Origin of the sequence: Nocardia sp. NPDC004568 (assembly GCF_040609955.1) — a bacterium.
Classification (GTDB): Bacteria; Actinomycetota; Actinomycetes; order Mycobacteriales; family Mycobacteriaceae; genus Nocardia.
Window position 1 is genome coordinate 20,745 of sequence record NZ_JBEXLL010000014.1, and the last position, 26,629, is coordinate 47,373.

A 26,629-nucleotide genomic window follows, 5' to 3' on the forward strand; every position below is an offset into this window, starting at 1 on the left:
CGAGTGGCCGACGTGGTCGTTCCGGTGTCCGCGTTGCGCTTACGGCCGCGGCCCACGGTAGGCGCCGGTGAGAGTCCTCGTGCCCGGACGGGCGCGGAACCGCACGGGTGCGATCCGGCTCGCGGGCACTGAACTTCTGTAGCACGGGCCGGGCGGGCTTCGCCGCAAGGACTTCGCAAGGTTTTCTCGAGCGCGCCCGATAGGTTTGCGGGTATGACGCACGGAGTTGTCCGCCGGGTACTACTCGGCGCGGGGTGGTGTGCGCTGCTGGCCGGGGCCTTCGGTCTGGCCCTCTATGTCGGGGGCTGGCAGCGGCGGGAACTGATCCTGCTGGCCGCGGGAGCGACATATCTGATGCTGGGCGCCGTGGCCGCCCTGCTGCTGTTCCTGGTCGCGCGCGGATGGCGCAGCGCCGCGGCGGCGATGATCGTGCTCGCCGGGGTGCTGTGGACCCAACTGCCGCTGTTCGTCCCGGACAGTCGCGCCGCCGCCGGCGCCGAACTGACCGTGTTGCAATCGAATCTGCTGTTCGGTGGGGCGGATACCACCGCGCTGGTGGCCGCGGTGCGAGAACGCGGAGCCGATGTGCTCACCGTGGACGAACTCACGCCCGAGGCGGTCGACGCGCTCGCCGCGGCCGGTCTGGGCACGCTGCTTCCACACAGTTATCTGGATCCGGGTCCCGGGGGCGGGGGTACCGGTATCTACAGCCGGTTCCCGCTGTCGGATCCGGTGCGGCACCAGGAGTTCGTGCTCGGTAACCTGTCCGCGACACTCGTCCATCCCGCCCTCGGATCCGTCGCGGTCCACGCCTTCCACCCGCTTCCGCCGACCGCCGACGCCGCCGTCTGGGCGAAGGAGATGGGTGCCGTCGACACCATCCTGCGCGAATCGCCGGGCCCGGCGGTGGTCGGCGCCGATTTCAACGCGACCAGCGACCACGCCGCCTTCCGCCGCCTGGTGGGCGGCGATTTCGCCGCTGCCGCGGAACAGGCCGGCGCGGGACGGCTGCTCACCTATCCGGCCGACCGAACCTGGGGGCCGCTGATCGGAATCGATCATATTCTGGTTTCCGGCGGCACCACCGAGAACATCAGTACATTCACCCTCGCGGGTACGGACCACCGCGCCGTCGTCGCCCGCCTCCGGCTCACCCCCTGACCCGCCACCGCGCGGGCGCCCTTCCCTCGTAAGACCAGGAGAGAATATGTATTCCGGCACCCGTCTGCGCACTGTCACCGGCACCGTGGTGATCGCCCTCGCCGCCGGCCTCGGTTCGGTCGCCTGCGGAAGCGACCGGTGGTGCGAATTCGACGCCACCGATACCAAAGTCGCGAATTCCTACTGCGAGAACGGGACTCCCGGCTACGAATGGGAGCCCGACAGCGACGGGAAGAACAACAGCAAGAAGAAGCCCAGCAAACCCACTACCTCCAAACGTAAGAGCTGAGCGGCGCGGCGACGGCTGCTGACGTCGTCGGTGGTTTCCGGCCGGGCGCCATAACCGTGCTCCCGATCGTCGCCCGTCGGTGGCTGGGCGACGCCCTCGAAGCCGATGCTGCGCGCGGCCTTGCCCGAATCCGCACGGCGCGTACCGGCGCAGGTGGTCGCTACTTCGAGTCGAGAGCTTCGATCACCCGGTGGGTGGCGGCGACGCGGGCGGGTATCGGGATGTTCCGGTTCATCAGCACGACGACGGCAATGGATCGTCCGGGTACGAACGCGACGTAGGTGCCGAATCCGCCGGTGGAGCCGGTCTTGTCGAACAGCACCGGACCGGACGGGTCCCCGGTCGGTTCGACCGGCCGGGGACCGTTGATGATCTCGGCCGAGTTACCGGCCTGCAGCGTCTCGAGTGCGGTGGGGTAGTCGAAGCGTTCCCAGCCCAGTGCCTGGGTCATCGGGCCGACTCGGTAGTAGCCGTGCCGGGTCGCGTCCAGCGGTCCGCGCATATCGAGCGGAGCTCGCCCACCGTCCATATTCGCCGCGACGAAGGACAGCAGATCGGCAGCGGTCGTCTTCAACCCGTAGGCCTCGGTATCTCCGGGGCCGGGTGAAACCCGCACCGGAGCCCCCGATGGCGCTGTCCCCCAGGCGTAGTCTTCCTGCTGCGCTGCCGGCACCTCGAAGTAGGTGTTCCGCAGGCCCAGCGGCCCGAGTATCTCGGCCCGCATCGCGTCCTCGAACGGCCGGCCGAGCGCCGCGGCGGTCACCTGTCCCAGCAGGGCCATGCCAGGGTTGCCGTAGAGGCGAGTGGTCGCCGGTGGGTACACCGGGCGCCACTGCTGGAACCAGCGCCACATCTCGGCCTCCGTGGTCACCTCGGCGGGGAACTGCTGCGGCAGACCACCGGCGGTATAGGTCGCGATATCCCTGATCCGCGCGCCGTCGATCGGGTGATCGCGGAGTTGCGGCAGATACCGGCCCGGGGTGTCGTCGAGGTCGAGACGCTGGCGGGAGGCGGCGGAACCAGCCAGCAATGTGGTAAACAATTTACTGACCGAACCGATCTCGAAGAGGGTGTGCTCGGTGACCGGGCGGTCGCCGCCGGGGGCGGTGGTACCGAACTCGAAGAGCCGGGTCCGATCCCCGTGGACCACCCCCACGGCGAGGCCGGGAATGTCGTGGGCCTCGCGCAAGGCCGTGAACGTCTCGTGCACCACGGTGCCCAGCGGATCGTCGGTTGCCGCCGGTGCGGGCGATTCCCCGGTGCATGCCGCGACCAGCAGGCCCGTGAGCAGGACGACCGCCGCCCGTATCCCTCTCCCACCGCCGTGCGTCCGGGACTCGGCCGCCCGACCGCGGCCCGCCGGCACGGACCGGCCATCCGGCCGGCCCGCGCCTGGTACCCGAGCCGTATCGGTATCTCGAAATCCCATAGGTGGCACGGTAGGCGCTGCGCGCACCGTGCCGAAAACTTCTCGGTGGGTTCCGACATCGGCCGGCGCCCGCTGTGCGGACCGTTCGGCCCGCGTCGCGGTCGACGGCCGTCCGGCCCGGCGCCTGGCCGTCCTCGATCGCCTCGACCCTCGATCGGTTCGCTCGCCCTGTGTACCGGCGGCTTCCTCCGGTATCGATAGCCGCTGTGCATCGATTCGACACCGTAAAATAGACTGACCGGCGTTTCGGATTTCTGAGAGGCTGCCGGTGTCGCGGGTCCCGCACGAGTACGTCGCATTCGCGAACCGTCTGTCCGGCTATGTCCAGACCTATGTCCAGAAGGTCCGGGCCGAGGTCGACGGTCTGATCGGTATCGGCACCGGGTTCGGGCCGGGGAAGCTGGTGGCCGGGGATGCCGCGGGGGCGGAGCGGATTCCCGGGGTCGGTCCGGCCGGCGTCGAGGGGAAGGTGGGTGCGGAGAGCGGGTCCGGTGCCGCGATGCCGCGGGTGGACGGGGAGAAGGCGACACCCGCTCGGCCGAACCGCCCGCGCGTGGTCCGGATCCTGCACAGCGCGGGCGCGGGAACCGGCAATTTCGGCATCGGCCGGGCCGCCCGGGCCGAGGCGGATGCCGCCGGGCTGGCCTGGGTCGGGACCGGGGCCAAGCGTTTGCCCTACGGCGGCACTCATCGCTGGGTCAGCGAAGACGGGTTGCGGCAGTACCGCCCGCCGCAGCAGAAACCGTCCGGGCGGGGCGTGGAGGCCAATTACGAGTCACGGTCGGATACCGGCCGGCACTGGGAGAGCAACGCGCATCTCGAAATCGAGGAGCCGCGATGAGAGCGGAACTGAAGGGTATGCACAGTCCGGATGTCGATCTCGCGGACCCGGAAGCCGTGCGCGTGGTGGACGCGGCGCTGGTGCAGTTGATGATCGGCCCGGCGGGCGCAGTGGGGGAAGAATCGTTCGATCTCGTCGTCCACGCTTCGGGCGGTGACGCGGCGGCGGCGGACGGAGACGGTTTCCGTCCGGTCGACCACGCACTGGTGCTCGACCGTATCGATGCGGCGGAGGTCCGTCGCCGGGTCGAAAGCTTCCTGCGCGATCTGGACCGCCCCACCTGGGCTGCGCTGGCCGAGGCGATCGGCCGCATCGCACGCTGGGAGTTCGTGGGGTACCGGCCGGCCGGCGAGGCCGGCGCGTAGGTCACGGCGGATGCGCTCCCCGGGCTGATGCCGGCCTGCTCCGCGCGCCGGTCGACCGGGATCGGCGGCTGTCCGGCATGGCCCGGTGTCGCGCGCGGGCCGCGCTGGAGGGGTGGGCGATGTAGTGGATCTTCCGCTGGCGCGCGTGCCGACTCGGCGCGACGACGGGGCGGCCTGACTGTTCCGCCGGGTTCTTGCGAGACGCGATGGCCGGCGAGGTCACGCGGATTCGGCGAGGTTGTCCGCGGTCCAGATCTCGGCCAGCTCCTCGAGGGGGAGCTCGAGGACGCGGCTCAGGGAGACGACCGTGCCGAAGCCCGGGGAGGGGAGGCGCCCGGTTTCGATCTTGCGCAGGGTCTCCGGGGAGATACCGGCCGCGCGGGCGACCTCGGCGAGGTCGCGCCCGTCACGGGCGGTACGCAACCGGACTCCGAGGCGGCGGCCGGCGTCGATCTGGGAGGCGGTGAGAGGCAGGCGGACCATACCTCCACTCTAAAGAGTGGTATTAATGTACCGCAAGGATGGTATAGAAATGCCGATAGCTGTGGAGGTACTGATGGTGGAGTTGAAATCGCCCGAGGAGATCGAGCGGATGCGGGTCGCGGGTGCGTTCGTGGCCGAGATCCTGGCGGAACTGCGGGCGGTCGCGGCAGTGGGCGTGAACCTGCTCGACCTGGAGATGATCGTGCGTGAACGGATCCGGCAGCGGGGCGCGGTGTCGTGCTACTGGGATTACGCGCCCTCGTTCGGGCGCGGTCCGTTCCGCAATACGGTGTGCCTGTCGGTCAACGACGCCGTCCTGCACGGTCTACCCTTCGACTACACGCTGCGCGACGGCGATGTGCTGACCGCTGATCTGGCGCTGAGCATCGACGGCTGGGTCGCCGACGCCGCCACCACCGTGATCGTCGGAACCCCCGCCGCCGAGGACCTGCGGCTGGTCCGTGCCACCGAGGAAGCGCTGGCCGCGGCCATCGAGGCCGCGCAGCCGGGTAACCGGATCGGCGATATCTCCGCGGCCATCTCCGCCGTCGCCGGCGTGTACGGCTATCCGGTCAATACCGAGTTCGGCGGTCACGGGCTCGGGCGGACCATGCACGAGGACCCGCACGTCTCCAACGCCGGACGCGCGGGCCGCGGTTTCCGGCTGCGACCGGGCCTCACTCTCGCCCTGGAACCCTGGTTCGCCGCGACCACCGACCGGATCGTCACCGATCCCGACGGCTGGACCATCCGCTCGGCCGACGGCTCCCGCACCGCCCATGCCGAGCACACTGTCGCGATCACCGCCGGCGGCCCACGGGTGCTGACCACGGTGGCGTGACCGTCCGGACCCCGGGCCGCAGGTCGTCGCCGACGGCCGGCTCGGCGCCGAGTCCCCTGCGGCGACGGGCCATACCTCCGCAGCGAGGGCCGCGATGACGCTCCGCCGCAACTCCGCGAACGGCAGAGCTGAGTGGCCCGGCGCTATGCGCACGGTTTCACAGCCCGAAGGTTTCGCGGGCGCGGGTTTTCCACTCCTCGGTGAGCAGGCGTGCTTGCCGGTCGAACTCTTTTCGGTCGGCTTCAGGCCAGGTGTCGGGATCGGTATCGAGGGCGCGTTCGGTGACGAACCGCATGAAGTGGTCGGAGGTGGCCTTGCTGCGGGCCCGGATGAATTCGCGCTCTTCCGGGGTGGGGGTCACAGTTTCTTCATCCCGTACCACAATGATCCTTTCATCAGTGCTTCGCCGAGTTTCGTGTTGTCGCCCGAGAGCATGACCAGTTCCTGAGGTGAAGGGAATTCCACTGGTGAACGGCCGAATCGTGTGCGCATATCTTCGAGTAGGGCTATGTCGCGGTCGCTCAAGGCGCCGATCTCCCCCTCGAGCAGGAGGTCGATGCGCGATTTCATGTTGTCGACCGACTTCGCCAGCTTCTCGGGGTCGGTGTTCCAGTCATAGCCGCCTTTCGCCCAGGCGACCGCGCCGTCGAGCGAGTCGTCTTCCCGCAGTCGGGTCGCTGTCAACTCGATTCTGTCGACGCCCGATCGGCGGAAGTAGTCCTCGGTGGACGCGGCGAATGCGGTGGAGAAACCTTTGCCGGTGAAGCCTTCCTCGAGTTCGGTGAGGTCGTGGGTGACGACCAGGTTTCCCCGGCTGTCGCGGGTGAAGCTGTAGATGATCGATCCGGCGTCTTCTCCGCCGGGAGTTCGGATCTCCGCGGTGAAGCCCACGTTCGCGGGGTGGATGCTTCCGTCTTCCCGGACCCACGGGCGTTCGTACCAGGCATTGAGGTCCTCGACCTGGTAGGGGCCGTATCGGCGCTGGAGCCCTCGCAGCATATCGGTCAGGTCGTAGTCGTCGAGATCACCGCGGTGGGCGCCGTCGTAGAGATCTCCCAGCGGCGGCATATGCGACAGGTCGGTGAGCGGTGTCCGCGCCGCCCGTGAGGCGGTGAGAGCCGGGCCGGCGGTGTGTTCCTCCGCATCCCGGGTAGCCGCGACTCCAGCGCTTCCCTCCGCGGCGGCGCGCTCGGTGACACGGTCGGCTTCTCGGACGCCATCGGCTCGACGGTGCATCCAGTCGCTGTGGCCTTTCGGACCGAAGGCGAAGCAGCCCCCTCAGATCATCACGCAGGCGCGCGACCAGATCCCGGGCACCGTCGCCTGCGCCCTTCACCGGATCGGTGAAGCGCGCCCCGGTTCGGGCAGCACATACTCGAGGAATGCGGCCGGCGCGGCGAAGACATGGAACACCAGACGGCCACCGGGGGTGGTGGTGTCGAGAGATTCGTGCAGCGACCGGAACCCGATACCGCGGCGCCGCAAACCGGCCGCGATCGGGATCGGAGCCTGCGACGAGCCGCCCAGCCGGTCGAGGGAGGCGTCGGCGCGCCTGTGGTCCAGGCACGCCGGCAACTGTTCGCGCTCGGCATCCTTGCCGGACTTATCGGCGGACAACATCTACTCGCACCAGGGCGCCTTCAACGCGCGGGTCCGCCGAGCCGAGACGGGGGCGTACCCGATCAGTGCCCCGCCTCGCCTATCGGGGTCCGCGGCGTCGCCGTGAAGGGGAAACGGCTCGAGCGCAGCGGTATCCGTCATTGGGCGATCGTACAGAAAAGGGCGTATGAGTTCTCTGAACATTGTCCTGGTCCGCTGATAGCGTCCCGCCGTTCCGTACCGATCGGCGAACTGCCCGATTCCGCCGAGCCCGGTCGACCACGCAGGAGGAAAGATGTTCGCCGCACCGTCGATACCACCGAGCGCTCTCGCTCTCGTCGAGTCGGGAAGACTGCCCGAGCCGTTGGCCGAATACTTCGATCCTGCCTATCGGTCATCGAGCGAGCCGGGCCGGTGGGATGAAATTGCCGCGCGGATCGACCTCCACCTCGGCAATCCGGCGCTCGATCCCGAGGTGCGCGGTCCCCTGGCGCTGCTGGGCGCCTTTGCCGTCATCGAGACCTGCGAATACCGATTCTCGGAACTGGTGAAACGCTCGGAACTGGCGATGGAGTTGCTACACCAGGCGGAAGAGCACGGCATCGGCGAAGAGGAAATCGATCCCTTGTACAAGTGGGCCTGGGACACCTACGAGGCCGGCGCCGACACCAGGTGACGAACCCCGCGAACCGCGTAGCTCGTCGGAGAGCGACCCGACGACCGAACGGCCGGAAAAGGACCCCCTGGAGATTGTGAACACTTCGACTTCCCGACACATTTTTCGAGCAGCCGCCGATTACGGTCGAGCCAAGCCTTCCCGTACCTGAGGCGATTTCGGCCCGAGTGTTCGAGAAACTATGGCGGCGTCAAAGGAAATGAACACCGCATCAGGGAGCCCGGCGAGGAAGGCGGTCGAGCAACCATCGAAGGTGTGCGCCGAACCAGAGGGCTCAGGTCGATCGCTCCTCGGCAGGCGTGCCGATAGACCTGAGGACTGTGGCCGCGGCGGGATGCTGTCAGAGCCTTTCCATCGGTGGGGAGCTGCTGTGTTGATGGATACCCTTCGGCAACTTCACAACTCGTTCGAAAGGCGAGCAATGATCTCGAACAATGTCGTCAAAACCGTCGTCGCCTCGACGCTGCCGCTGATCGCCGCCACGGTCGTCGCCGGAGGCGCTTCCGCCGACGCCGGGCCGATGGCCGATGCGCAGGCCGCGCCGATCGCCGGTATTCCGCTGGAGGAGCCTCAGGACGTCAAGACCAACCCGGGCGCCCAGTACCCCGATCCCGTGTTGAACGGCGCTGCTCTGGGTGCCGGTATCGGCTCGGCGGTCGGTTCGGCCACGGGTTCCGGTGGGCCGATCCTCGGTGGGCTGATCGGCGCCTTGGTCGGTGCGGTGAACCCCGACGTGGTCCCGCAGGTTCTTCCCTGAACCGAGACTGGGCAGTGTCTCGAAGTCGAGTAGCAGGCGAGGGCGGGCGCGTGCCCGCCCTCAACTGTTACCGAGCCATGGATTGATGGCGGCGAGGTGGAGCGTGGCGAGGTGGCGGACGGCGAGTTCGTCGAATCGGGTCGCCACCGCCCGATCCCGTTCGAGCCGGTTGATACCGCGCTTGACGGTGTCTCCGGCCCCACCCCACGCCCTTGGTGGGGCGGGGCCGGTGTCCGTCTGGTCTGGCTTGTCGCCTGGGCGGGTGACTTCGACTTCATCCCGCTTGCGGCATGGTGGTGTCGTCTTTGAGGGCGCCGCCCAAGGATGTCAGTCGCTGAAGTTCTTCCAGGTGTGTGGCGCCGAGCGAAGCGAGGGCCTCCCTGCCCGCGTCGGTCAGCGTGAGGTGTACGACTCTGCGGTCGGTGCCCTGCCCGCGCTTGCGGGCGACGAGGCCGAGTTGCTCGGTGCGATCGATCAGCTGCACCACGCTGTGGTGGCGGGTGGACAGGTAGCGGGCGATCTCGCCGATGCTGGGCCCTTCCGGGGCGGAATGTCCACGGATCGCCAGCAGCAACTGATGTTGGGTGTCGGTGAGCCCGGCTTCGGCCGCCCGCCGCTCGCTCCAGCGCAGCAGCTGGCGCAGCCCGCTCCGCAACGCCAGCAGCTCTGCGTAGTCCTGGTCGGTGAGCGAGGTGGACGAGGGTATCGACCGTTCCATCATGGAGTGATAGTATCACGACATGATATATAAGTGAGTGGCGAGCTCCCGGGCCGCGTTTCCCGACCGAGCGCAGGCCGTCCGGCTCGAGATCGCGATTCGCCACTACGTCGGAAGGTGGTGGAGAACATGAGTAGTGAAACCATGATGAGTCGGCACCCCGACATCGTGGAATTGCGGGAAAAGTACGAACGCGCCTCAGAGGCGCCCGATGCCCAGGCGGTCACCGGCCTGCTGTTTCTGACCGGGCTGTACCTCGCGATCTCCCCGTGGGTCGTCGGGTTCAACGGCTTGACGACCTTGACGGTCAACAACCTCATCTGCGGTATCGCCCTGGCGATGCTGGCCCTCGGGTTCGCCTCGGTGTACGGCCGCACTCACGGCATCGTCTGGGCCGCTCCGCTGATCGGCCTGTGGACGATCCTCGCCCCGTGGATCGTCAGCGGGAATGTCGATACCACTTCGACGATCTGGAACAACGTCGTCACAGGCGCACTCGCGCTGCTGCTCGGGCTGGGGTCGATGTTCCTCGGGATGAGCCGGACCGGACGGCTCACCGGCGAGACGCCTCCCGCCGGCGCGACTCGGACCCACCGGTCCTCCGCGGTCGCACCGGAAACACCCCGCCAGTGACGCGCTGGTGTCCGCCCCACGCCCGGTGCGATGACGGGCGGGGGCGGCCGCCGCATGCGGGAGTGGCCGCGGCGTTGCTCGCGCAGCCCGGTCCACCTCGCGACGGCCGGCGCAACAGCGGGCGCGGTACGGGTATCGACACCTGGTGACGGTGCGCCCGGATCGGCGCCCGGCGCACCGGCTCGCGCGTCGCGGCGCGTTCGGCCCACGGGCCGTGGCCGGGCTCGGCATTGCGCACGGTCGGTCGGCCCGAGGTGCCGCGCGGCGCCGGCATCCACACCGACTCCTCGGTACATCGCCCCGATCGCGTGCGATGTGGCCCCGGCGGGTCCCGACGGTCGCCCGATTTCGAGGACGCGCGGGCGGTCGGACGCGACGACGCGAGTTCCCTCCGGCGACCGGAGCTAGGGTTCCGCCGATCCGATGTATCCGGGGGCTGTCAGCAGCTCGGTGAGCCGCGCGCTCATGGCGCGCCCGGCGGCCAGTAGCGGTTCGGTGGAGCGCAGGGTGCGGCTCAGCACGAAAGCTCCTTCGAGTGCGGTGACGATACCCAGGACGAGCTCGCGCGCGGTATCGGGCGACAATCCGCGTCCGGCGAAATACGCCGCACCGCCGGTGATCCACTCGTCGATGATCTCCGCGAGAACCTCCCGGAGCGCGGGTTCGGCATCGGCGATCTCCCCGGCGACCGTCCCCACCGGGCACATATTGATCCACCCTGTCTGCTCGATCTGCTCGGCCGCCGCGGCGAAGGCCGCCGGGAGGGCGTCGCGCAGATCCGGGTAGGGCGTGAGCAGCAGTGGGATCAGTTCACCGTAGGCGGCGCCGGCCGCTCTCAGTGCGGCGGCGGCGAGTTCCGGCTTTCCGCCGGGGAAGTGATGGTAGAGCGATCCCATCGGCACACCCGCCGAGACCGTGATCTGTTTGACGCCGGTCCCGCTGTAGCCGCGGGTGCGCAGCAGTTCGACGGTCGCGGTGATCAACCGCTCGCGGGTGCTGGTTGACATCTTCTCGGTCACCGTTCCAGACTAGAGCAATCACTCTAGAGCGATCGCTCGAAAGGGGCGAACAGATGCCGACGGTACAGATTTCCGCAGGTCGGGTTCACTATGTCGAGCAGGGGGAGGGGCCGCCGGTGGTGCTCCTGCACGGCCTGCTGATGAACCACACCGTGTGGGACGCGGTGCTCGACCTGCTGCCGTCCGGATTCCGGTACATCCGGCCCGACCTACCGCTGGGCGCGCATCCGATCCCGCTCGAACCCGGGACCGATCTGAGCCTGCACGGTCTGAACCGGCTCGTCGCCGATTTCCTCGCCGCCCTGGACCTCGACGATGTGGTCCTGGTGCACAGCGACTGGGGTGGGGCCCTGTTCCTCACCACCTACGGCCTGGACGACCGGGTCGGCCGGCTGATCGTGCTGCCGTGTGAAGCGTTCGACAACTTCCCGCCGGGCCTGCCGGGCAAGACGTCGATGATCGCGACCCGACTGCCCGGTGGTGTCGTGCTCGCTCTGCGGCAGCTGCGGATCCCCTGGCTGCGCAGCCTGCCGCCGCTCTTCGGCTGGATGGCACGCCGGCCGCTGCCGGACGAACTCGTCCACGGCTGGACCGAACCGGGGCTGCGGGACCGGCGCATCCGCCGGGACCTGCTCGCCTACACCCGGTCCGGGTTCCGTGCCCGCGAACTGGTCGCGCACACCGAGGCGCTGTGCCGGTTCACCGGCGAGGCCCTGATCCTCTGGTCGTCGGCCGGCAAGGTCATGCCCCGGGCGCACGGCCGCCGCCTGGCGGAGCTGATCCCCCGCGCCCGGCTGGTCGAGATATCCGACGCCTATGTGCTGTCCATGCTGGACCGGCCCGAGGCCGTCGCGGCGGCGATGGCCGAATTCCTGGCCGGCGGCCCGCTCACGGCCGGCGCGGAGATGCCGCGCTGTCCGGCTCCGTCACCGCGGTGACCGGGCCGCGTACCCATTTCGCGAGCAACGGGAACAGCAGGACCGTGGTGGCACCCGCCGCGACCAAGGTCGAGGCCAGGTCGGCGGTGATGAGCCCGGACCCGGCCGCGACCTGGGTGACCGCGACGATGATGGGCAGCCCGGTGGCCGCGTAGAGGGCGAGCTGCACCCGCTCGCGTGGGTACGCCAGATTCGTCCCGTGCGGGACGAACCGCTCGCTCAGCCACACCGTGGCGCCTCGGGCGACGGCGATCGCCAGGACGAAAACGATCCACCGCACCGGCTCGTCCACCACGGCCGCCGGGTCGATACCCATACCGGAGACGACGAAGAATATCGGTATCAACACCCCGTACCCGATGGTTTCCAGCGAGTGCTGTACCTCCGGATGGGTTTCGGCGATCAGGCGGCGCAATATCATGCCCGCGGCGAAGGCCCCCAGCACGACGTCGAGATCGAAGACCTCGGCCACCGTCATGAGGACGAGCAGCAGGAGGAACACCAGCCGGACCGGGAGCTGATTGGTGCCGGTGGTCAGGGCGGCCACGACGCGTTCGGTACCGGGGTGGCGTTCCAGTATCCGTTGCGGCACCCACGACACCACGCCCGCGGCGGCGGCGAACAGCAGCAGTACCGCCAGTGAGGCGAGGACATCGTGTCCGGTCAGCAGTAGCGACATCGCCAGCACCGGGCCGATCTCGCCCACCGCGCCGTGTGCCAGGATCGCGCGGCCCAGCGGACGGTCGAGTACACCGTCCTGTTTCACGATCGGCAGGAGGGTGCCCAGGGCGGTCGAAGAGAGCGCGATGGCGACCGCGACGGCTGTGGTGAAACCCGCGGCGGGAGCGGCGAGCCACACCATGAGCAGGGCGAGCACCAGCCCCGCGAGCCAGGTCAGCCACGCGGTACGGCCCGCTCTGCCGCGCAGCAGCCCTGTGTCCAGTTCGTAGCCCGCGAGCAGGAAGAGCATGCCGAGCCCGAGTTCGCTCAGCAGCTGCACCCCGCCGGCGGTGCCGGCCGGCCCGGCGGCGAAGGGACCCAGCACGATGCCCAGCGCCAGCAGCACGACCACATCGGGAATCAGACCGCGTACCAACCGGGACACCAGTGGCGCCGTCACCGCGGCGCACGCGATCCAGAACAGCGAGACGATGGCCGACGGCTCCGGGTCCACGGGCGCCGCCGAGATCGTCATCCGTTCATGGTCGCACCGGTCGGCCCGAGCGCCCACCGACGACACGGCTGTGGCGTCCGCCGGCCCGGCGCGCCGTGGCGCCGGGCCGGCGGTAGCGGCTCAGACCCGCTCGGGCCGCCAGGTGGCGATGGCCCAGATGATCACGATATCGAGGGCGATGATCAGGATCGACCACAGCGGATACCAGGGAATCCACAGGAAGTTCGCGATGATGGACAGGGCGGCCAGGCCGATCCCGACGATCCGCGCCCACAGCGCCCCGGTCATCAGGGCCAGGCCGGCCAGGATCAGCAGGATGCCGAACACGATGTGGATCCAGCCCCAGCTGGTCAGGTCCAGCTCGTAGACATAGTTGGGCCCGGCGACGAATACATCGTCGTTGGCGGCCGCGGAAATGCCCTGGAACAGGGTGATGAAGCCGGCGACGAGCAGCAGTGCCGCCGCCGCGATGGAGGTGCCGGTCGCCACGGCCTGTTTGGTGGAACCGTCCGCGGTCGATGCCGCATGGGCCCCGGTGGTCGTGGGTCTTCCGGACGTCGGTGCTGCGGGATCGGTGGTCACAACAACTCCCTTCGGATGGGAGGGGCCACACCGGACCTCGAGAACTGATCGCCGGTGACGCCCTCATACGCCACACTTCGATTCCTTTGTCCTGTTCGAGAAGTATGCCACCGGCCAGCGTGTTCGACCCTGTTCGACGATGAAACGGAACCGAGTCGCGACTTTCGCCGAGAAATATCCGGCGGTTTGTCGATCCGGCGGTACCCCGTTCGACCTATGGGTGAAAGGGTCCAGGAGGGACCCCGAGACAAGGAGACCGGACCGTGAAATACATGCTGATCATGCGCGCCACCGACGAAGCCTTCGCCGCGATGGGCGATATCGACTTCACCGAGATGCTCGAGACGGTCGGCAAGTTCAACGACGAACTGATCCGGGCGGGGGTGTTGCTCGCCGCGGAAGGTCTCGAGGACGCCGCCGAAGGAGTGGTCGTGGATTACTCGTCGGCGGATCCGGTGGTGACCGACGGACCGTACGGCGAGACCAAGGAACTGTTCAACGGCTACTACATCTTGAACGTCGCGTCCAAGGAAGAGGCCGTGGAATGGGCCAAACGGATGCCGATGTCGGGTGCCGGGTTCAAAACCGAGATCCGCCGGGTCCCGAGCATCGACGAATTTCCCCAGGACAATGTCTGGATCCAGAAGGAACGCGCCTGGCGTGAAGCCACCGGCCAGCTCTGACCGGCGGCCATGACAGTGCGCGAGGGCCGGGCGGCGGTGGCCGCGGTGTGGCGGATCGAATCGGCGCGGATCGTCGGGGCGCTCGCCCGCTACACCGGTGATTTCGCCCTGGCCGAGGATCTCGCCCAGGAAGCCCTGGCCGAGGCCCTGGTGACCTGGCCGCGTGACGGCGTGCCCCGCAATCCCGCGGGCTGGCTGCTCACCGTCGGCCGTCGCCGCGCGGTCGACGGGTTCCGCCGGCGCGCCACCCTCGACGATCGGTACGCCGCTCTCGCCCGGGAACTGGGCGAGAGCGGCGTCGCCGCGGGCAGCGACCCGGCGAACCCGGCAGCAGCCGGGCAGATGCTGTGGGATCCGGATCGCATCGACGACGATGTGCTCGCCCTGATGTTCATCTCCTGCCATCCGGTGCTCTCCCCGGAGGCGCGGGTGGCGCTCACCCTCCGGGTGATCGGCGGCCTCACCAGCGACGAGATCGCCCGGGCTTTCCTGGTGCCCACGGCCACGGTCCAGGCGCGGATCACCCGGGCCAAGAAGACCCTGGCGGCGGCGCGGGTGCCGTTCGAGATCCCACCGGCCGCGGACCGCTCCGGCCGGCTGGCCTCGGTGTTGCGGGTGATCTACGTGATCTTCACCGAAGGGTCGTCGGCCAGCTCCGGTACCGATCTCATCCGGTTCGATCTGGCCGCCGAGGCCCAACGGCTGGCCCGTGTGCTGAGCCGGTTGGTTCCGGAGGAGCCCGAGGCGCACAGCCTGCTGGCGCTGCTGGAGCTGACCGCGGCCCGTTTCCCGGCCCGCACCGGCCCCGGCGGGGAGCCGGTCCTGCTGGAGGACCAGGATCGCCGGCGCTGGGATCGTTCGGCGATCCGCCGCGGGCGGGCCGCGCTGACCCGCGCCGAACGGGCCCGGCGCGGACTGGGTTTCTACGGGTTGCAGGCCGCGATCGCCGAGTGCCACGCGGTCGCGCCGTCGGTCGAGGACACCGATTGGGATCGGATCGTCCTGCTCTATGAAGCGCTGGGCCGCCTGGCACCTTCGCCGGTCGTCGAGGTGAACCGCGCGGTGGCGGTCGCCATGGCGCGGGGACCGGCGGCAGCCCTCGAGATCGTGGACGAACTGGAGGCGGCGGGCGAACTCGCCACCACCCATCTGCTGCCCGGGGTGCGCGGTGAGCTGCTCATCCGGCTGGGCCGGACCGTCGAGGCGCGCGCCGAACTGGAGCGGGCGGTCGCGCGGTGCGCCAACGCGGGTGAACGTACCGTGCTCGAACGCAAGATCGAGTCGCTCGACCCCGGTAGCCCGCAGCCGGGGACGGTGTCCGGTGGCCGGTAGCGGATCGGCCGCTGTGGACGCCGAACCCGGAATGGCTCTCCACACCCGGGGCCGAGTATTTTCGCGGTTCAGCGACCCACGTTCCACGGCGGTGATGGACCGGTGGCGCCCGGCACCCCGATCGATCCCGCGGGGTGCACGAGCCCGCAGCAATTCCTCGAACAGCTGCGGCAGCGGATCGAGGAACTGCGGGCCGCACCGGAGTAGGGCCGGCCGGTCGTGTGCGGCGGACCGGGAGAGGCTCGAACAGTGACGGCGCCCGGTCGGCGCACGCGACAAGGCCCGGCCCGTGCCCCGCTCAGGCCCGGGGCGCGGGCGACCGTTCCCGGACCTTGTCCGCCAGCTGGGCGGGCATCGGGTCGTGCCGCAGATATTCCCGGGTGAACTGGGCGACACCGTGGGTGAGCGAGCGCAGTTCGGTGGCGTAGCGGACGAGTTCGGACTCCGGCACCTGGGCGCGGATCAGCGTGCGCCCCGGATCGGCCGGTTCGGTCCCCAGTATCCGGGCGCGGCGCACCGACAGGTCGGTCAGGGCCGCGCCCAGCGCGTCGTCGGGTACCCGGGCCTCCACCAGCGCGATGGGTTCGAGCAGTGCCATCCGGCTCCCCGCCGCCGCGTCGCGTAGGGCCAGGGCTCCGGCGGTCTGGAAGGCGGCGTCGGAGGAATCGACCGAATGCGCTTTGCCGTCGAGCAGGGTGACGCGGACATCGACCAGCGGATTGTCGGTGCTCACCCCCCGTTCGGCCTGGGCGCGCACACCCTTCTCGACCGAGGTGATGAACTGCCGCGGCACCGCGCCGCCGATGACCTTGTCCACGAACTCGATGCCCGACCCTTCGGTGAGCGGTTCCACCCGGATCTCACACACCGCGTACTGGCCGTGTCCGCCGGACTGTTTCACATGCCGTCCGCGCCCGCCGGCTGTCTCCGCGAACGTCTCCCGCAGGGGGACACGGGTCTCCTCCACATCGACCTCGACGCCGAATCGGGTGCGCAACCGTTCCAGTGCCACATCGCGTTGCGCTTCCCCCAGTGACCACAGCACCAGCTGATGGGTGCGGTCGTTGTTCTCCACGCGCAGGGCGGGGTCCTCGGCGACCAGCCGCGCCAGCCCCTGCGGGAGCTTGTCCTCGTCGGTTTTGCCGTGCGCGCGGATGGCCGTGGGCAGCAGCGGTTCCGGCATCGGCCAGGGGTCGATGAGCAGGGGATCGCCGGTATCGGAGAGAGTGTCGCCGGTGCGGGCGTGACCGAGTTTGGTCACATAGGCGATATCACCGGCCACCGCCTCGCTCATCGGCCGCTGTTCCCGGCCGAACGGGGCGGTGATCCCGCCGATCCGTTCGTCGTCGTCGTGCTCGGCGCCCGACCCGTGCCCGCAGATGTGGACGGTGTCGTCGGCGTGCAGCGTGCCGGAGAAGACGCGGACCAGGGAGACCCTTCCGACATAGGGGTCCGACGAGGTCCGGACCACCTCGGCGGCCAGATCGGCCGCCGGATCGCAGCGCAGAGTGATCGGGGTGGAACCGCCGGCGAGCCGCCGGGCCGGCACCGTATGCTCGGCCGGGCCGGGAAATCCCGTGGTGATCAGGTCGAGCAGCTCGAGCGTGCCCAGGCCCTGCCGCCCGTTGGCGGCGGGGGGCGCCGCGAACAGAACCGGATGGAAGCTACCCCGGGCCACCGCGCGCTCCAGGTCCGTGACCAGGGTGGCGAGCTCGATCGGCTCACCGCCGAGATAGCGGTCCATGAGGGTCTCGTCCTCGCTTTCGGCGATGATGCCCTCGATGAGCCGTTCCCGGGCCTGTTCGGCGCGGGCCCGGTCACCGGGTGCCGGATCGGTCCAGGTCCGCTCGGCGCCCGAGTAGTCGGCCACGCGCTGTTCGAGAAGTTCCATCAGGCCGGTGGCCGGTCGGTGCCCGTCCGCGCCCGCCGGACCGTACACAGGCAGATGCAGTGCCAGTACGTTCTCCGTCGATCCGCCGCCGAGCAGCGCCTGGCAGGTGCGGCGCAGCTCCTCGAAATCCGCGCGTGCGGTGTCCAGATGGGTCAGCACGATCGCCCGCGGCATTCCGACGCTCGCGCATTCCTCCCACAGTGCCCGGGTCGCCCCGCTGACGCCTTCCACGCCGTCGGCCGCCGATACCACGAACAGTGCGGCGTCGGCCGCCCGCAGCCCGGCGCGTAGTTCGCCGACGAAATCCGCGTAACCCGGCGTATCGAGGAGATTGACCTTCACCCCGTGCCACGGGACCGGCACCACGGACAACTGCACCGACCGGTGTTTTCGCTGTTCGATCTCGTCGTAGTCCGAGAGCGAGGTCCCGTCCTCGACCCGGCCCGCCCGGTTCACCGCGCCGGCGGCCAGCGCCAGCGCCTCCACCAGGGTGGTCTTACCCGATCCGCTACTTCCGACGAGCACCACGTTCCGGATGTTCTCCGGCCTCGTCACCCCGTTCGCTCTGACACCCATGACTCACCGTCCTCGGCACTCGGCATGCGGTCATCTACGAGCTTCCCACCGGTGCTGCCCGTGGTCCACGGTCTCTTCCCGCCGGTCTTCTCGGGCACCCCGCGCGGGCGGCCGGGCCGCTCGCCAGCGGCGGGGAGAACATGCCCATGGTGGCCGGGTAAGCGGGCTTTGAACAGGATAAATAGCTATGTAACATCAATTTGTCCGAATGTGATCCACTGCTAGTGGTGCGCCGGCCGCGCCCCCCGACCAGAGGAGTTCACATTGATCGATCCGCCCGGCGAGCACCGGCACCGCTCCGGGATGTCCCCGGCCCCCGCGGACCGGCAGGACCTGTACGCCGGGACCTGGCTCGCCGGCACTCGGTCCGCACGCAGGTGGACCGGCCGGCCGTGGGTCGGCGCGGCGATCGTGCTGGTGGTCCTCTGTCTGACCGGGGGCTGTCTCGCGATGGTGGCGGGCATCGCCGACCAGGGCGACGGGAACTCCGACCGCGAGGTCGCGGTGAGCTACGAGGTCGAGGGCACCGCCGGTGACGTCTCGATCACCTACCTCGGCCACGACCTCGGCATGACCCGGGAGACGGCGGCCGCGCTGCCGTGGCGGCGGGATGTGCTCATCGAGAGTTTCGGCACGATGGTCTCGCTGATCGCGGTCAAGGACGCCGGCGGCGGTGCGGTGACCTGCCGGATACTGATCGGTGGCCGGCTGGTCTCCGAACAGACCTCCACCGGTTCGTACGCGTCCGCCGGGTGTTCGGGGAACGCCGGGGGGACTTAGCGAGCGAGCGGCGCTGCCGTCACTCACCGGCTCGCTCGTCCGGCGCATCGAAACGCTCGGTACCCGGGCGAACGAGAGTCGACCGGGGCCCCGGCTCGGGCGCCGGGTCAGCAGCGCGGCTGGAACGGGTAGCAGACCGGAGTCGGCGGCGGTGCGGGACGCGGCGGCACCGGCGCAACCCCCGCGGCGGGCCGCGGCGGGGCAGCGGGTACCTCCGCGACCGAACTGATCTGTCGCTGATCGCCGATTTCCCGGGGCTCGGGGGCGTCGGCCTCGCCCCCGCGGGCCACCAGCCACAAACCGCCGCCGAGAAGGGCGATGGCCGCGAAGGCCGCCGCCGTCTGCCAGTGACCCCGGCGTCGATCGGCGAAGTCCGCGTCCGGCAGCGGCTCGGTGGCCGGCCGTGGCACCGGATGTGGTTCCGGTGCGGGTGGCGGTGGCGGTGGTGTGGCGGTCGGTCGCTCCGCCGGCGGAGCGGGATCGGCCGGAGCCTCGGCCGGGCAGTCCTGCTTGCCCGCGGGCGGCACGGGGACCGATTCCCGGACCGGCTCGGGCCGCGGCGGCGTGCCGTCCGATTCGCGGGTCGGCGCCGGGTCCGGCACGGACGGCGGAAGCGGGATCGGTTCGATCGCGGGAAGGCTCGAGTCGAGCGGGAACCCCTCCTCGGCCAGTTCGGCGATGGTGGTGCGATCGCCGTATTCGAGCGCTTCGATCACCGCGTAGGCCTGCTCCGCGGTCCAGACGACAGCGCTGCGGTGATGGGCGCGGTGGAACCAGGCGCGCAGCGGATTCTGGGTATTGCACAGCAGCACATCGCAACCGGGCGGCGGTGCCGACTTCTTCTCGAGCCGCATGGTCGAACCGCGCGGTGGGAGCACGACCACGAGACCGGTGATGAAGGCGCTGCCGCCCACCTGCCCGGCGGCGGCCTTCAATTTGAACACCCCGTCGCGAACCTGGTCGTAGGGGGTGGTGTCGTTGTCGCGCACACTGACCGGGTCGCCCGCGGAACCCGGAACCCGCCAGCGGCTGTTGGTGGTGCACTGCAGGACGCTACCGGTGACCTCGGGGTCGATACCTTTGATCTCACCGACCACGGTCGTGTACGGGGTGATGATGACCAGGTCCACCTCCTGCCCGGAGATGAAGCAGTTCGTGATGGCGACTCCGGGAACCCGATAATCCCCCTCCCACTTCCGGAGCCAGCCGACAACCCGTTTCTCCGCGCCCGATCTGAGCTTGTCGGCGATGACGAGCATCCCGATACCCCTCCCTGTCGCCGGTGATGTGGACACGATATCGGTAGTCGCGCAGCGGGACACGAAACCCTTTGCCACAGAGACTCTTCATGTCCGGCGCGTTCGGACGGCCGGGCCTCCTACCTGCGTCGACAGCGCCGGCCATTGCGGGAGCGGCATTTCGTGCCGTACTCGAATCGATCGAGGACGTCGAGAATTTCCGCCTGCGGGCGCGGGCCTGGATCCGGCCCGTACTCGGGCCCTACCGCGCCGACGCCACCGCCGGGTTGCGCGGGGTCGCGCGGGCGGAACTCGCGTCGCCTACGACCGGCGGCTCCAGCGGGCATTCCACGAGGCCGGATTCGCCGGTATCGCGATCCCGGTCCGATACGGCGGCCGGGGTCCCACCGCCGCACACCAGTGGGCGTTCACCGGCCGGCTACGAATCCCTCCCGGTGCCAGGCGCCGACCTGTCGCCGTGTGCGGCGGTGCTGCTGGATTTCGGCACCGGGGAGCAGAAGCGCCGCCATATCCCGGCCATGCCGCGGGCGAGGAGATCTGGACGCAGTTCCGCTCCGAACCCGGCGGCGGTTCCGATGCCGCGGGCGCGGTGACCACCGCCGTCCGCGACGGCGACGACCGGATTCTCAACGGCGCCACGATCTGGACCACCGGCGCGTGGTACTCCGACCGGGCGCTGTGCCCGACCCGGACCGACTGGGATGTGCCCGAACACCGGGGCCTGACAGTTTTCATACTGCCGATCCACCGGTGTCGAGGTGCGCCAGATCGAGTTGCTCGACGGCGACCGCGATTTCGGCCAGGAGTTCCGCACCGACGTCCGGGTGCCCGGTACCGACCGGATCGGCGCGGGGACGGCGTCCGGCCGTATCTCCGACCACTCCGCCGCGATCGGCCGGTTGTTCCGCGGTCTCGCCGAATCCCCTCGCGCCACCAGTGAATACGAGATCGCCACCGCGGGCGGTGCGATCTGGACCGCCGGATGTGCGGGGACCGCTGAAGCGGGTCGACGAATGGCTCGGCCGGGCCGACAGCGACGACGGGTACGCGCTCACCCGGCGGCGTTCCTGCGCGCGACCGCGGCCCAGGAGCTCTGGCTGGTTCCGGACTACTGATCGGCCACGGCGGCCGGCGCGGTGCCGATCTCGGGTAGCAGCGCCAGGCGGCTGGCCGTGCGCTGGATATCGGGCGGTAGCCGATCTCCGGTCAGGCATACGGTGCGCGGCACGGCGGCGACGAGGTGCAGGCGGCGGTCCCGGTCGCACAGTACGTCCACCAGGTTGGCGAAACGTTGCGCGGCGTCGCGACCGGTGGTGGACAGCGGGGGCAGCCCGGACAGTGTCCAGTCCCGGAATCGGTCGGCCAGACTCAGGTAGTCGATGGTCGAGTACGGCCCGTCGCAGAGATCGGCGAAGTCGAACCAGACCGCGTCGCCGCGTACCGCCCGGGCGGTCACCGCGCGGGCACCCAGCCGGACGCGCTGCTGTTCGGCAGGCGCCGGCGACACCAGACCGGCGCGCGCCAGCTGGTCCCCGGTGCCCGGCCAGAGGTAGCCGCCGCGCTCGAACTCCGCGGCGGGTGTGCCCGGCCGGCGGGCCCGCCGGTAGTCGCGCGGACCGGCGACCTCGACGATGTCCAGCGAGCGGTGCAGGGTCGCGGCCAGTGGTTCGACCAGATGGTGGAACAGCGGGTTCGGCAGCAGACCCGTCGGGGGATAGTTCGAGGTGGCGACCAGGGTGATCCGCTGGCCGAGCAGCGAGTGCACGACTCTGGCCATGATCGTGGCATCACCGGGGTCGTGCACATGGAATTCGTCGAAACACACCAGCCGGCAGTCGCCGAGGAGTTCGCGGACAGCACGGTCACCGGCGTGTTTCTCGTGGCGGTGGGCGGCGTAGCGGCGGTGGAATTCGCGGAAGAACTCGTGGAAGTGCGTCCGCCGTTTCCCGGCGACGGGTACCGCCGCGTAGAAGGTATCGGCCAGCCAGCTCTTACCGCGCCCCACCGGTCCCCAGATGTACACGCCGCGCGGTGCCGAGCGGCCGAAGAGCGGACGGCGGCGCGATATCTCGTCGCCGAGCCGCACCAGCCGGGCGGCGGCCGCGTCCTGGGACGCGTCCATATCGAAACCCGCGGTCCGGGCGGCCACCCGGAAAACCTCCGGTGTCCAACCGTGTGGTGTTCCGGCCACCCTCGCCACCTCCTCGACTCCGGAGGCCAGCCTGGCAGGACGACGCCGGTGAGCCCAGAGATCAGGAGCACATGTGAGGATGATCGCGCGGTGGGATGTCAGGCGGCGGGTGTCAGCGTGAAATCCCGTGGGTCGAGTCTGCGGACACGGCGGCGGTATCGGGTGACCGTGCCCGGCCAATTGTTGGTGATCTTGCCCGCGGCGTTGCGGTACCAGCTGGAACAGAAGTTCCACGGGGTGCGTTCGAGGCGTTTCTGCAGCGCGTCGTTGAACGCCCGTTCGGTGTCGGCGCGCACCTCGAGGACATGTCCGGGTGTGCCGGCGAGCAGTTCGACCGCCTGCCGGATGTAGCGGGACTGCGATTCGATCATGTAGATGATCGACCCGACGCCCAGATTCGTATTGGGTCCGTAAACCATGAACAGATTGGGAAATTCGGGCACCGTGATCCCGTAGTAGGCGTGTGCCCCCGCGGACCAGACCTCGGCCAGCTCGCGTCCGTGGCGTCCGGTGATACGCATCGGCCACAGGAACTCGGTGCCCTTGAACCCGGTGCCGTAGATGATCACATCGGCTTCGTGCAGGATGCCGTCGGCGGTCCGCACCCCCTGCGGGGTGATCTCGGTGATATCCGAGGTCGTCACGTCCACATTGGGCCGGGTGAGCGCCGGATAGTAGTCGCTGGAGAACAGGACGCGTTTACAGGCGATCGGATAGTCGGGGGTGAGGGCGGCCCGCAGGCCGGGATCGTCCACATTCCTCGTCAGGTTCCGGATGGCCACCCGCGAGACGAGCCGGCCGATGATCGGCAGTTCCACCAGCCCCAGCGAGGAGATCTCGGCGGCCAGCCACCAGCCGAGCCGCTCCACCAGCAGCATGCCCGGGATCTTGGCGAAGAGTTTGTGCTGGATCGGGGAGTAGTCGGTATCGAACTTGGGCAGCACCCAGGCCGCGGTGCGCTGGAACAGGGTCAGCTGCTCGACCACCGGCTGGATCCGCGGAACGTACTGGATGGCACTGGCCCCGGTGCCGATACAGGCCACCCGTTTCCCGGTGAGGTCGACCTCGTGATCCCACAGAGCCGAATGGAAGGCGGGACCGGCGAAACTCTCGACGCCCGGGATGGCGGGTAGCCGGGGGCGCGACAGCTGCCCGACCGCGGGGATCAGCACCTGCGCGGTCCGCCGGCCGCCGTCGGCGGTGTGCACTGTCCAACTGCCGGCCTGTTCGTCGAATACCGCGTCGGTGACCTCGACGCCGAACTCGATCCGGTCGAGCAGGCCGTGCCGGCGGGTCACATCGCGCAGATAGTCGTGGATGGCGGCCTGGCCGGAGTAGCGCTGCGGCCAATCGGGCTTCTGCTCGAAGGAGTACGAGTACAGCGGGGACGGCACATCACAGGCCGCGCCGGGATAGGTGTTCTCCCGCCACACGCCGCCGAGATCCTCGGCTTTCTCGAGGATGGTGATGTCGTCGAACCCGTGCCGGTACAACTCGATCGCCACGCCGATACCACCGAATCCGGCACCGATGATCACTATCGAAACCGGGCGTCGCGCACTCATACCCCACTCCTGTCGCCGCTGTGGTCTTCCTCACTCTAGGACGGTCCCGGTGCTCCGGATCGGCACTTCCGGTCAAACGTTTCCCCGTCGGCACCGCGCCGTCCGCGGCTGTGGGAGGCCGTACCGTCCCCGGGTGGGCCGCATCGGTCACCGGCGGAAAACCGATTGCCCGCCGGTGGCCCGGCCGATAGATTGTCGCGGTTTGTCCATCCCGACTGTCGAAGGAGACACAGTGTCATGGAACCTCTGACCGAACGCGAGATCAGAGCGTCGTTCGTCAATTGCTCGAAAGGTGACGCCAAACGTCTGTCGGTACCCGCCGACCTGGCCGACCGCCCGTGGGACGATCTCGACTTCCTGGGCTGGTCCGATCCCGGAGCTTCCGGCCGCGCCTATCTCGTGGTACCCGAGGAGCACGGCCCGGCCGGGATCGCGCTGCGCTACGAAACCGGTGGACCACGGCGTTCGCAGATGTGCACGATCTGCTCCACCACGCACACCAACGGCGGCGTGGTGCTGATGACGGCACGCAAGGCGGGCGAGGCCGGTCGCCGCGGCAACTCGACCGGGACCTATATGTGTGACGATCTTGCGTGCTCGCTGTACGCCCGCCGCAAGAAGACGCCCGCGATGGGCCGCGCCTATCGCGACGATTTCGATACCGAGTACCGGATCGAACAGATCCGGGAGAACATCACCGCGTTCCTGACCCGGGTCCGCGGCTGACCATCGCGGTGGATACCGCTCGAAAGAAAGGGGTAGTGGCCGTGCGCCGATACTCGAGACCCGGCCCGGGAAGGGTTCCGGATCCCGCGCCACGACAGCGGCATCCGGAGCCTCCCGTATCCTCCCCGGCCGAGGCGGCCCGGCCGTGCCGGACCGCGCCGGCCGGGGAGGATACGTCCGGGGAGATCACGCCGGCTCGATGGATCCGGGCCGGATACCGAGCAGGTCGATGATCGCCGCATACCCGTCCTGTATCGATGGACAGCGCCCCGGGACGGTGCCGTTTAGCCTGGGCGGTATGACCGAGCGACGCCGAGCAGCGTTCCGCGCCACCGGACGTTTCCCCCGCGACCTGTGATCGGCCCCGAGGTGGCGGCGCCCGCCCGGCCGATACCGGTCGAGGTCGGGCCGTATCTGACCGAACTGGTCCGGCGGACGCGTGCTGTGCACGGCGATCGGCTCGTCGGTGTTTTCGCGGTGGGGTCGCTGGCGCTCGGCGACTACCGGCACGGTCGCAGCGATATCGATATCACGGTGATCGTGGCGCCCGGCGGACCCGAGCGGCTGCTCCACGACCTCGCCGACGAACTGGTCCATCCCGGGTTCGATTGCCCCGCCGCTGGACTCGAGCTGGTGGTCTACGACTCGGAGTTCGCCGCGTCGGGAGCGTCGGGACCCGGATATCTGCTGAACCTGAACACCGGCCCGCTGCTGCCCCCGGTCGCGGATTTCGATTCCGCCGGGGCCCCGGCCTTCTGGTACGTGATCGATCGCGCGGTCGCTCACCAGAGCGGGCTGCCGCTGTTCGGGCGGCCGGTGCGCGAGGTTCTCGCGGCGCCGCGACGGCAGGATCTGCTCGCCGCGCTGACGGCGTCGGTCGACGAGCACGCGTCCGGCGCCGGGCACCTCGCGGACAACCGGGTGCTCAACGGCTGCCGGGCCGTGCACTTCTGCCGCACCGGTCGCTGGGTGGCCAAGCGGGAGGCCGGCCGGGCGATCGCGACGGCCGGTGACGGGTTCGGCGGGCTCGTGCGCGCGGCGCTGCGCAGTTTCGAGCGACCGCGACGGCAGGCCGGGGAGCTGCCCGCGGAGCAGGTCGCCGCATTCTCGGCCTGGGTGAGCCGGACCGTGGCCGCGACCGCGCGGAACGAAGCCGCCGGCGGGCCGGGTCGGGGCCGAACCAATATGCCTTGACAGGCATATTCCTCTACGGCAATATTGTCTGAGTGGTACGCGATGTCTTCGAGATACTGGCCGATCCCACCCGGCGGCGGATTCTCGACCTGCTGCGCGACGGTGAGCGCACCGTCGGTGAATTGGTGGGTGCGCTCGGCGCGGCCCAGCCCAATGTGTCGAAACATCTGCGCATGCTCGACGCGGCGGCGCTGGTGCGGGTCCGGGTGGACGGTCCGCGCCGGCACTACGGTCTCGCGCCCGCCCGGCTGCGGGAGATCGATAGGTGGCTGGCCCCGTTCCGCGAGATCTGGGCCGACCGCCTCGACGAGTTCGAGCGGTATCTGGACACCGTGCCCGACGACGAAGAATCCGACGAAACCCGAGGAGTGACATGACCGACGCGACCCGGCGTCTCGGTGAGATCCTGCGCGACGGCGATCGCGTGGGCACCCGCTACGAACGCGACCTCGCGCATCCCCCGGAGAAGGTCTGGCGGGCGCTCACCGAATCCGAGCATCTGCGGCACTGGTTCCCCGCGGACATCATCGGTGAGCGCCGCGCGGGCGCCGAGGTGCGGTTCCGCTTCTGGCCCGAGTCGGTCGACCCGGCGAGCGAGGAACCGGCCGAAGCGGGGAGCGCCCCGGAGGACTCGGTCCTGCCGGGGCGCATCCTGACCTGGGAACCGCCGCGTCTGTTCGAATTCCTCTGGGAAGACGAGCATCTGCTGTTCGAGATCGTGCCCGACGGTGCCGGATCCCGGCTGCTGTGCACGGTCTGGTTCGGTACCCCGGGGCCACACGGGATCTCGGGAACCGCCGCGGGATACCACATCTGCCTGGACGCGCTGGCGGATCTGCTCGACACCGGCCCGGGTGCCGATCCGGACCGTGCGCTGATCCTCGCGCTCGGGCGCCGGTACGCCGAGGTCATCGGCTGAACCGGCGA

30 protein-coding genes and 2 pseudogenes are annotated in these 26,629 nt (G+C 69.5%); 19 read left to right on the forward strand and 13 right to left on the reverse strand.

What is annotated here, in order from left to right; translation table 11 throughout:
* Positions 1 to 213 precede the first annotated feature (213 nt).
* Positions 214 to 1,161: an endonuclease/exonuclease/phosphatase family protein gene (locus ABZV91_RS09615; protein WP_355238049.1), complete on the forward strand. Its 948-nt coding sequence runs from the start codon at positions 214 to 216 to the stop codon at positions 1,159 to 1,161.
* A 46-nt stretch (positions 1,162 to 1,207) separates the two neighbouring features.
* On the forward strand, positions 1,208 to 1,450 hold the full coding sequence (locus ABZV91_RS09620) for a hypothetical protein (RefSeq protein WP_355238052.1): 243 nt from the start codon (positions 1,208 to 1,210) through the stop codon (positions 1,448 to 1,450).
* 160 nt (positions 1,451 to 1,610) lie between these two features.
* On the opposite strand, the gene ABZV91_RS09625 is transcribed toward ABZV91_RS09620, so the two are convergent.
* On the reverse strand, positions 1,611 to 2,879 hold the full coding sequence (locus ABZV91_RS09625; protein WP_355238055.1) for a serine hydrolase: 1,269 nt from the start codon (positions 2,877 to 2,879) through the stop codon (positions 1,611 to 1,613).
* 268 nt (positions 2,880 to 3,147) lie between these two features.
* Here ABZV91_RS09625 and ABZV91_RS09630 point away from each other — a divergent pair, with 268 nt between their 5' ends.
* Together ABZV91_RS09630 and ABZV91_RS09635 are read left to right on the forward strand one after the other, a co-directional pair.
* A complete protein-coding gene (locus ABZV91_RS09630; protein ID WP_355238058.1) occupies positions 3,148 to 3,720 on the forward strand; it encodes a hypothetical protein in 573 nt (190 codons plus the stop codon).
* Complete coding sequence (locus ABZV91_RS09635) at positions 3,717 to 4,085, forward strand: Imm8 family immunity protein (protein WP_355238061.1); 369 nt, start codon at positions 3,717 to 3,719, stop codon at positions 4,083 to 4,085. The genes ABZV91_RS09630 and ABZV91_RS09635 overlap by 4 nt, the downstream gene beginning before the upstream one ends.
* 219 nt (positions 4,086 to 4,304) lie before the next feature.
* Here the strand turns inward: ABZV91_RS09635 and ABZV91_RS09640 are convergent, their stop codons facing one another.
* Entirely contained in the window at positions 4,305 to 4,568 is a 264-nt protein-coding gene (locus tag ABZV91_RS09640) for a helix-turn-helix transcriptional regulator (protein WP_030521271.1), read from the reverse strand.
* Positions 4,569 to 4,641: 73 nt separating this feature from the next.
* Here ABZV91_RS09640 and map point away from each other — a divergent pair, with 73 nt between their 5' ends.
* Positions 4,642 to 5,409, forward strand: coding sequence for a type I methionyl aminopeptidase (gene map, locus ABZV91_RS09645; protein WP_355238246.1), 768 nt, complete (start codon positions 4,642 to 4,644; stop codon positions 5,407 to 5,409).
* A gap of 157 nt (positions 5,410 to 5,566) precedes the next feature.
* On the opposite strand, the gene ABZV91_RS09650 is transcribed toward map, so the two are convergent.
* From ABZV91_RS09650 to ABZV91_RS09660, 3 genes and pseudogenes are all read right to left on the reverse strand, one after another.
* Positions 5,567 to 5,770, reverse strand: coding sequence for a hypothetical protein (locus ABZV91_RS09650; protein WP_355238064.1), 204 nt, complete (start codon positions 5,768 to 5,770; stop codon positions 5,567 to 5,569).
* Positions 5,767 to 6,645 (reverse strand): hypothetical protein, encoded by an 879-nt coding sequence (locus ABZV91_RS09655; protein WP_355238067.1) that lies wholly within the window; start codon positions 6,643 to 6,645, stop codon positions 5,767 to 5,769. The genes ABZV91_RS09650 and ABZV91_RS09655 overlap by 4 nt, the downstream gene beginning before the upstream one ends.
* A gap of 156 nt (positions 6,646 to 6,801) precedes the next feature.
* Positions 6,802 to 7,029, reverse strand: a pseudogene (locus ABZV91_RS09660) (recombinase family protein); the annotation flags it as partial.
* 274 nt (positions 7,030 to 7,303) lie between these two features.
* Here ABZV91_RS09660 and ABZV91_RS09665 point away from each other — a divergent pair.
* Together ABZV91_RS09665 and ABZV91_RS09670 are read left to right on the forward strand one after the other, a co-directional pair.
* Entirely contained in the window at positions 7,304 to 7,684 is a 381-nt protein-coding gene (locus ABZV91_RS09665; RefSeq protein WP_355238070.1) for a hypothetical protein, read from the forward strand.
* Between the two features lie 421 nt (positions 7,685 to 8,105).
* Positions 8,106 to 8,441, forward strand: a complete 336-nt coding sequence (locus tag ABZV91_RS09670) for a hypothetical protein (protein ID WP_355238073.1) — start codon at positions 8,106 to 8,108, stop codon at positions 8,439 to 8,441.
* A gap of 274 nt (positions 8,442 to 8,715) precedes the next feature.
* On the opposite strand, the gene ABZV91_RS09675 is transcribed toward ABZV91_RS09670, so the two are convergent.
* Entirely contained in the window at positions 8,716 to 9,162 is a 447-nt protein-coding gene (locus ABZV91_RS09675) for a MarR family transcriptional regulator (protein ID WP_355238076.1), read from the reverse strand.
* Positions 9,163 to 9,288: 126 nt separating this feature from the next.
* Between ABZV91_RS09675 and ABZV91_RS09680 the strand changes: the two genes are divergently transcribed.
* On the forward strand, positions 9,289 to 9,792 hold the full coding sequence (locus tag ABZV91_RS09680; protein WP_355238079.1) for an SPW repeat protein: 504 nt from the start codon (positions 9,289 to 9,291) through the stop codon (positions 9,790 to 9,792).
* 404 nt (positions 9,793 to 10,196) lie between these two features.
* Here ABZV91_RS09680 and ABZV91_RS09685 read toward each other — a convergent pair whose 3' ends face one another.
* The gene (locus ABZV91_RS09685; protein WP_355238082.1) at positions 10,197 to 10,811 is read right to left on the reverse strand and encodes a TetR/AcrR family transcriptional regulator; all 615 of its coding nucleotides are present in this window, start codon (positions 10,809 to 10,811) and stop codon (positions 10,197 to 10,199) included.
* Between the two features lie 53 nt (positions 10,812 to 10,864).
* On the opposite strand from ABZV91_RS09685, the gene ABZV91_RS09690 reads away from it, so the two are divergent.
* On the forward strand, positions 10,865 to 11,749 hold the full coding sequence (locus ABZV91_RS09690) for an alpha/beta hydrolase (protein ID WP_355238085.1): 885 nt from the start codon (positions 10,865 to 10,867) through the stop codon (positions 11,747 to 11,749).
* Here the strand turns inward: ABZV91_RS09690 and ABZV91_RS09695 are convergent.
* Complete coding sequence (locus tag ABZV91_RS09695) at positions 11,700 to 12,944, reverse strand: cation:proton antiporter (protein ID WP_355238088.1); 1,245 nt, start codon at positions 12,942 to 12,944, stop codon at positions 11,700 to 11,702. The two genes, ABZV91_RS09690 and ABZV91_RS09695, sit on opposite strands and share 50 nt — an antisense overlap.
* A gap of 99 nt (positions 12,945 to 13,043) precedes the next feature.
* Positions 13,044 to 13,412, reverse strand: coding sequence for a hypothetical protein (locus ABZV91_RS09700; RefSeq protein ID WP_355238249.1), 369 nt, complete (start codon positions 13,410 to 13,412; stop codon positions 13,044 to 13,046).
* A 356-nt stretch (positions 13,413 to 13,768) separates the two neighbouring features.
* Here ABZV91_RS09700 and ABZV91_RS09705 point away from each other — a divergent pair, with 356 nt between their 5' ends.
* The gene (locus ABZV91_RS09705) at positions 13,769 to 14,188 is read left to right on the forward strand and encodes a YciI family protein (protein WP_355238091.1); all 420 of its coding nucleotides are present in this window, start codon (positions 13,769 to 13,771) and stop codon (positions 14,186 to 14,188) included.
* A gap of 9 nt (positions 14,189 to 14,197) precedes the next feature.
* Positions 14,198 to 15,520, forward strand: a complete 1,323-nt coding sequence (locus ABZV91_RS09710; protein ID WP_355238094.1) for an RNA polymerase sigma factor — start codon at positions 14,198 to 14,200, stop codon at positions 15,518 to 15,520.
* 298 nt (positions 15,521 to 15,818) lie between these two features.
* Here ABZV91_RS09710 and ABZV91_RS09715 read toward each other — a convergent pair whose 3' ends face one another.
* Positions 15,819 to 17,987 (reverse strand): elongation factor G-like protein EF-G2, encoded by a 2,169-nt coding sequence (locus tag ABZV91_RS09715; RefSeq protein WP_355238097.1) that lies wholly within the window; start codon positions 17,985 to 17,987, stop codon positions 15,819 to 15,821.
* 264 nt (positions 17,988 to 18,251) lie between these two features.
* Between ABZV91_RS09715 and ABZV91_RS09720 the strand changes: the two genes are divergently transcribed.
* Positions 18,252 to 18,767: an MmpS family transport accessory protein gene (locus tag ABZV91_RS09720; RefSeq protein ID WP_355238100.1), complete on the forward strand. Its 516-nt coding sequence runs from the start codon at positions 18,252 to 18,254 to the stop codon at positions 18,765 to 18,767.
* A gap of 107 nt (positions 18,768 to 18,874) precedes the next feature.
* On the opposite strand, the gene ABZV91_RS09725 is transcribed toward ABZV91_RS09720, so the two are convergent.
* Positions 18,875 to 20,026, reverse strand: coding sequence for an NERD domain-containing protein (locus ABZV91_RS09725; RefSeq protein WP_355238103.1), 1,152 nt, complete (start codon positions 20,024 to 20,026; stop codon positions 18,875 to 18,877).
* Between the two features lie 89 nt (positions 20,027 to 20,115).
* Here ABZV91_RS09725 and ABZV91_RS09730 point away from each other — a divergent pair, with 89 nt between their 5' ends.
* The 3 genes and pseudogenes from ABZV91_RS09730 (at position 20,116) to ABZV91_RS09740 (ending at position 21,141) form a co-directional block, all read left to right on the forward strand.
* Positions 20,116 to 20,619 carry a hypothetical protein gene (locus tag ABZV91_RS09730; RefSeq protein WP_355238106.1) on the forward strand — a complete coding sequence of 168 codons (504 nt, stop codon included), beginning with the start codon at positions 20,116 to 20,118 and terminating at the stop codon, positions 20,617 to 20,619.
* Positions 20,616 to 20,723, forward strand: a pseudogene (locus ABZV91_RS09735) (hypothetical protein); the annotation flags it as partial. The gene ABZV91_RS09730 and the pseudogene ABZV91_RS09735, both read left to right, overlap by 4 nt.
* Positions 20,724 to 20,784: 61 nt before the next feature.
* Complete coding sequence (locus ABZV91_RS09740) at positions 20,785 to 21,141, forward strand: hypothetical protein (RefSeq protein WP_355238262.1); 357 nt, start codon at positions 20,785 to 20,787, stop codon at positions 21,139 to 21,141.
* Here ABZV91_RS09740 and zapE read toward each other — a convergent pair.
* Both zapE and ABZV91_RS09750 read right to left on the reverse strand, forming a co-directional pair.
* Complete coding sequence (gene zapE / locus ABZV91_RS09745) at positions 21,135 to 22,217, reverse strand: cell division protein ZapE (protein WP_355238109.1); 1,083 nt, start codon at positions 22,215 to 22,217, stop codon at positions 21,135 to 21,137. The genes ABZV91_RS09740 and zapE overlap by 7 nt on opposite strands.
* A 98-nt stretch (positions 22,218 to 22,315) precedes the next feature.
* Positions 22,316 to 23,782, reverse strand: coding sequence for an NAD(P)/FAD-dependent oxidoreductase (locus ABZV91_RS09750; protein WP_355238112.1), 1,467 nt, complete (start codon positions 23,780 to 23,782; stop codon positions 22,316 to 22,318).
* A 237-nt stretch (positions 23,783 to 24,019) separates the two neighbouring features.
* Here ABZV91_RS09750 and ABZV91_RS09755 point away from each other — a divergent pair, with 237 nt between their 5' ends.
* From ABZV91_RS09755 to ABZV91_RS09770, 4 genes are all read left to right on the forward strand, one after another.
* The gene (locus tag ABZV91_RS09755) at positions 24,020 to 24,508 is read left to right on the forward strand and encodes an FBP domain-containing protein (protein ID WP_355238115.1); all 489 of its coding nucleotides are present in this window, start codon (positions 24,020 to 24,022) and stop codon (positions 24,506 to 24,508) included.
* 354 nt (positions 24,509 to 24,862) lie between these two features.
* Complete coding sequence (locus tag ABZV91_RS09760) at positions 24,863 to 25,702, forward strand: aminoglycoside adenylyltransferase domain-containing protein (protein WP_355238118.1); 840 nt, start codon at positions 24,863 to 24,865, stop codon at positions 25,700 to 25,702.
* Positions 25,703 to 25,734: 32 nt separating this feature from the next.
* Positions 25,735 to 26,079, forward strand: coding sequence for a metalloregulator ArsR/SmtB family transcription factor (locus ABZV91_RS09765; protein ID WP_355238121.1), 345 nt, complete (start codon positions 25,735 to 25,737; stop codon positions 26,077 to 26,079).
* Entirely contained in the window at positions 26,076 to 26,621 is a 546-nt protein-coding gene (locus ABZV91_RS09770) for an SRPBCC domain-containing protein (RefSeq protein WP_355238124.1), read from the forward strand. The genes ABZV91_RS09765 and ABZV91_RS09770 overlap by 4 nt, the downstream gene beginning before the upstream one ends.
* The last annotated feature ends 8 nt before the right edge of the window (positions 26,622 to 26,629 follow it).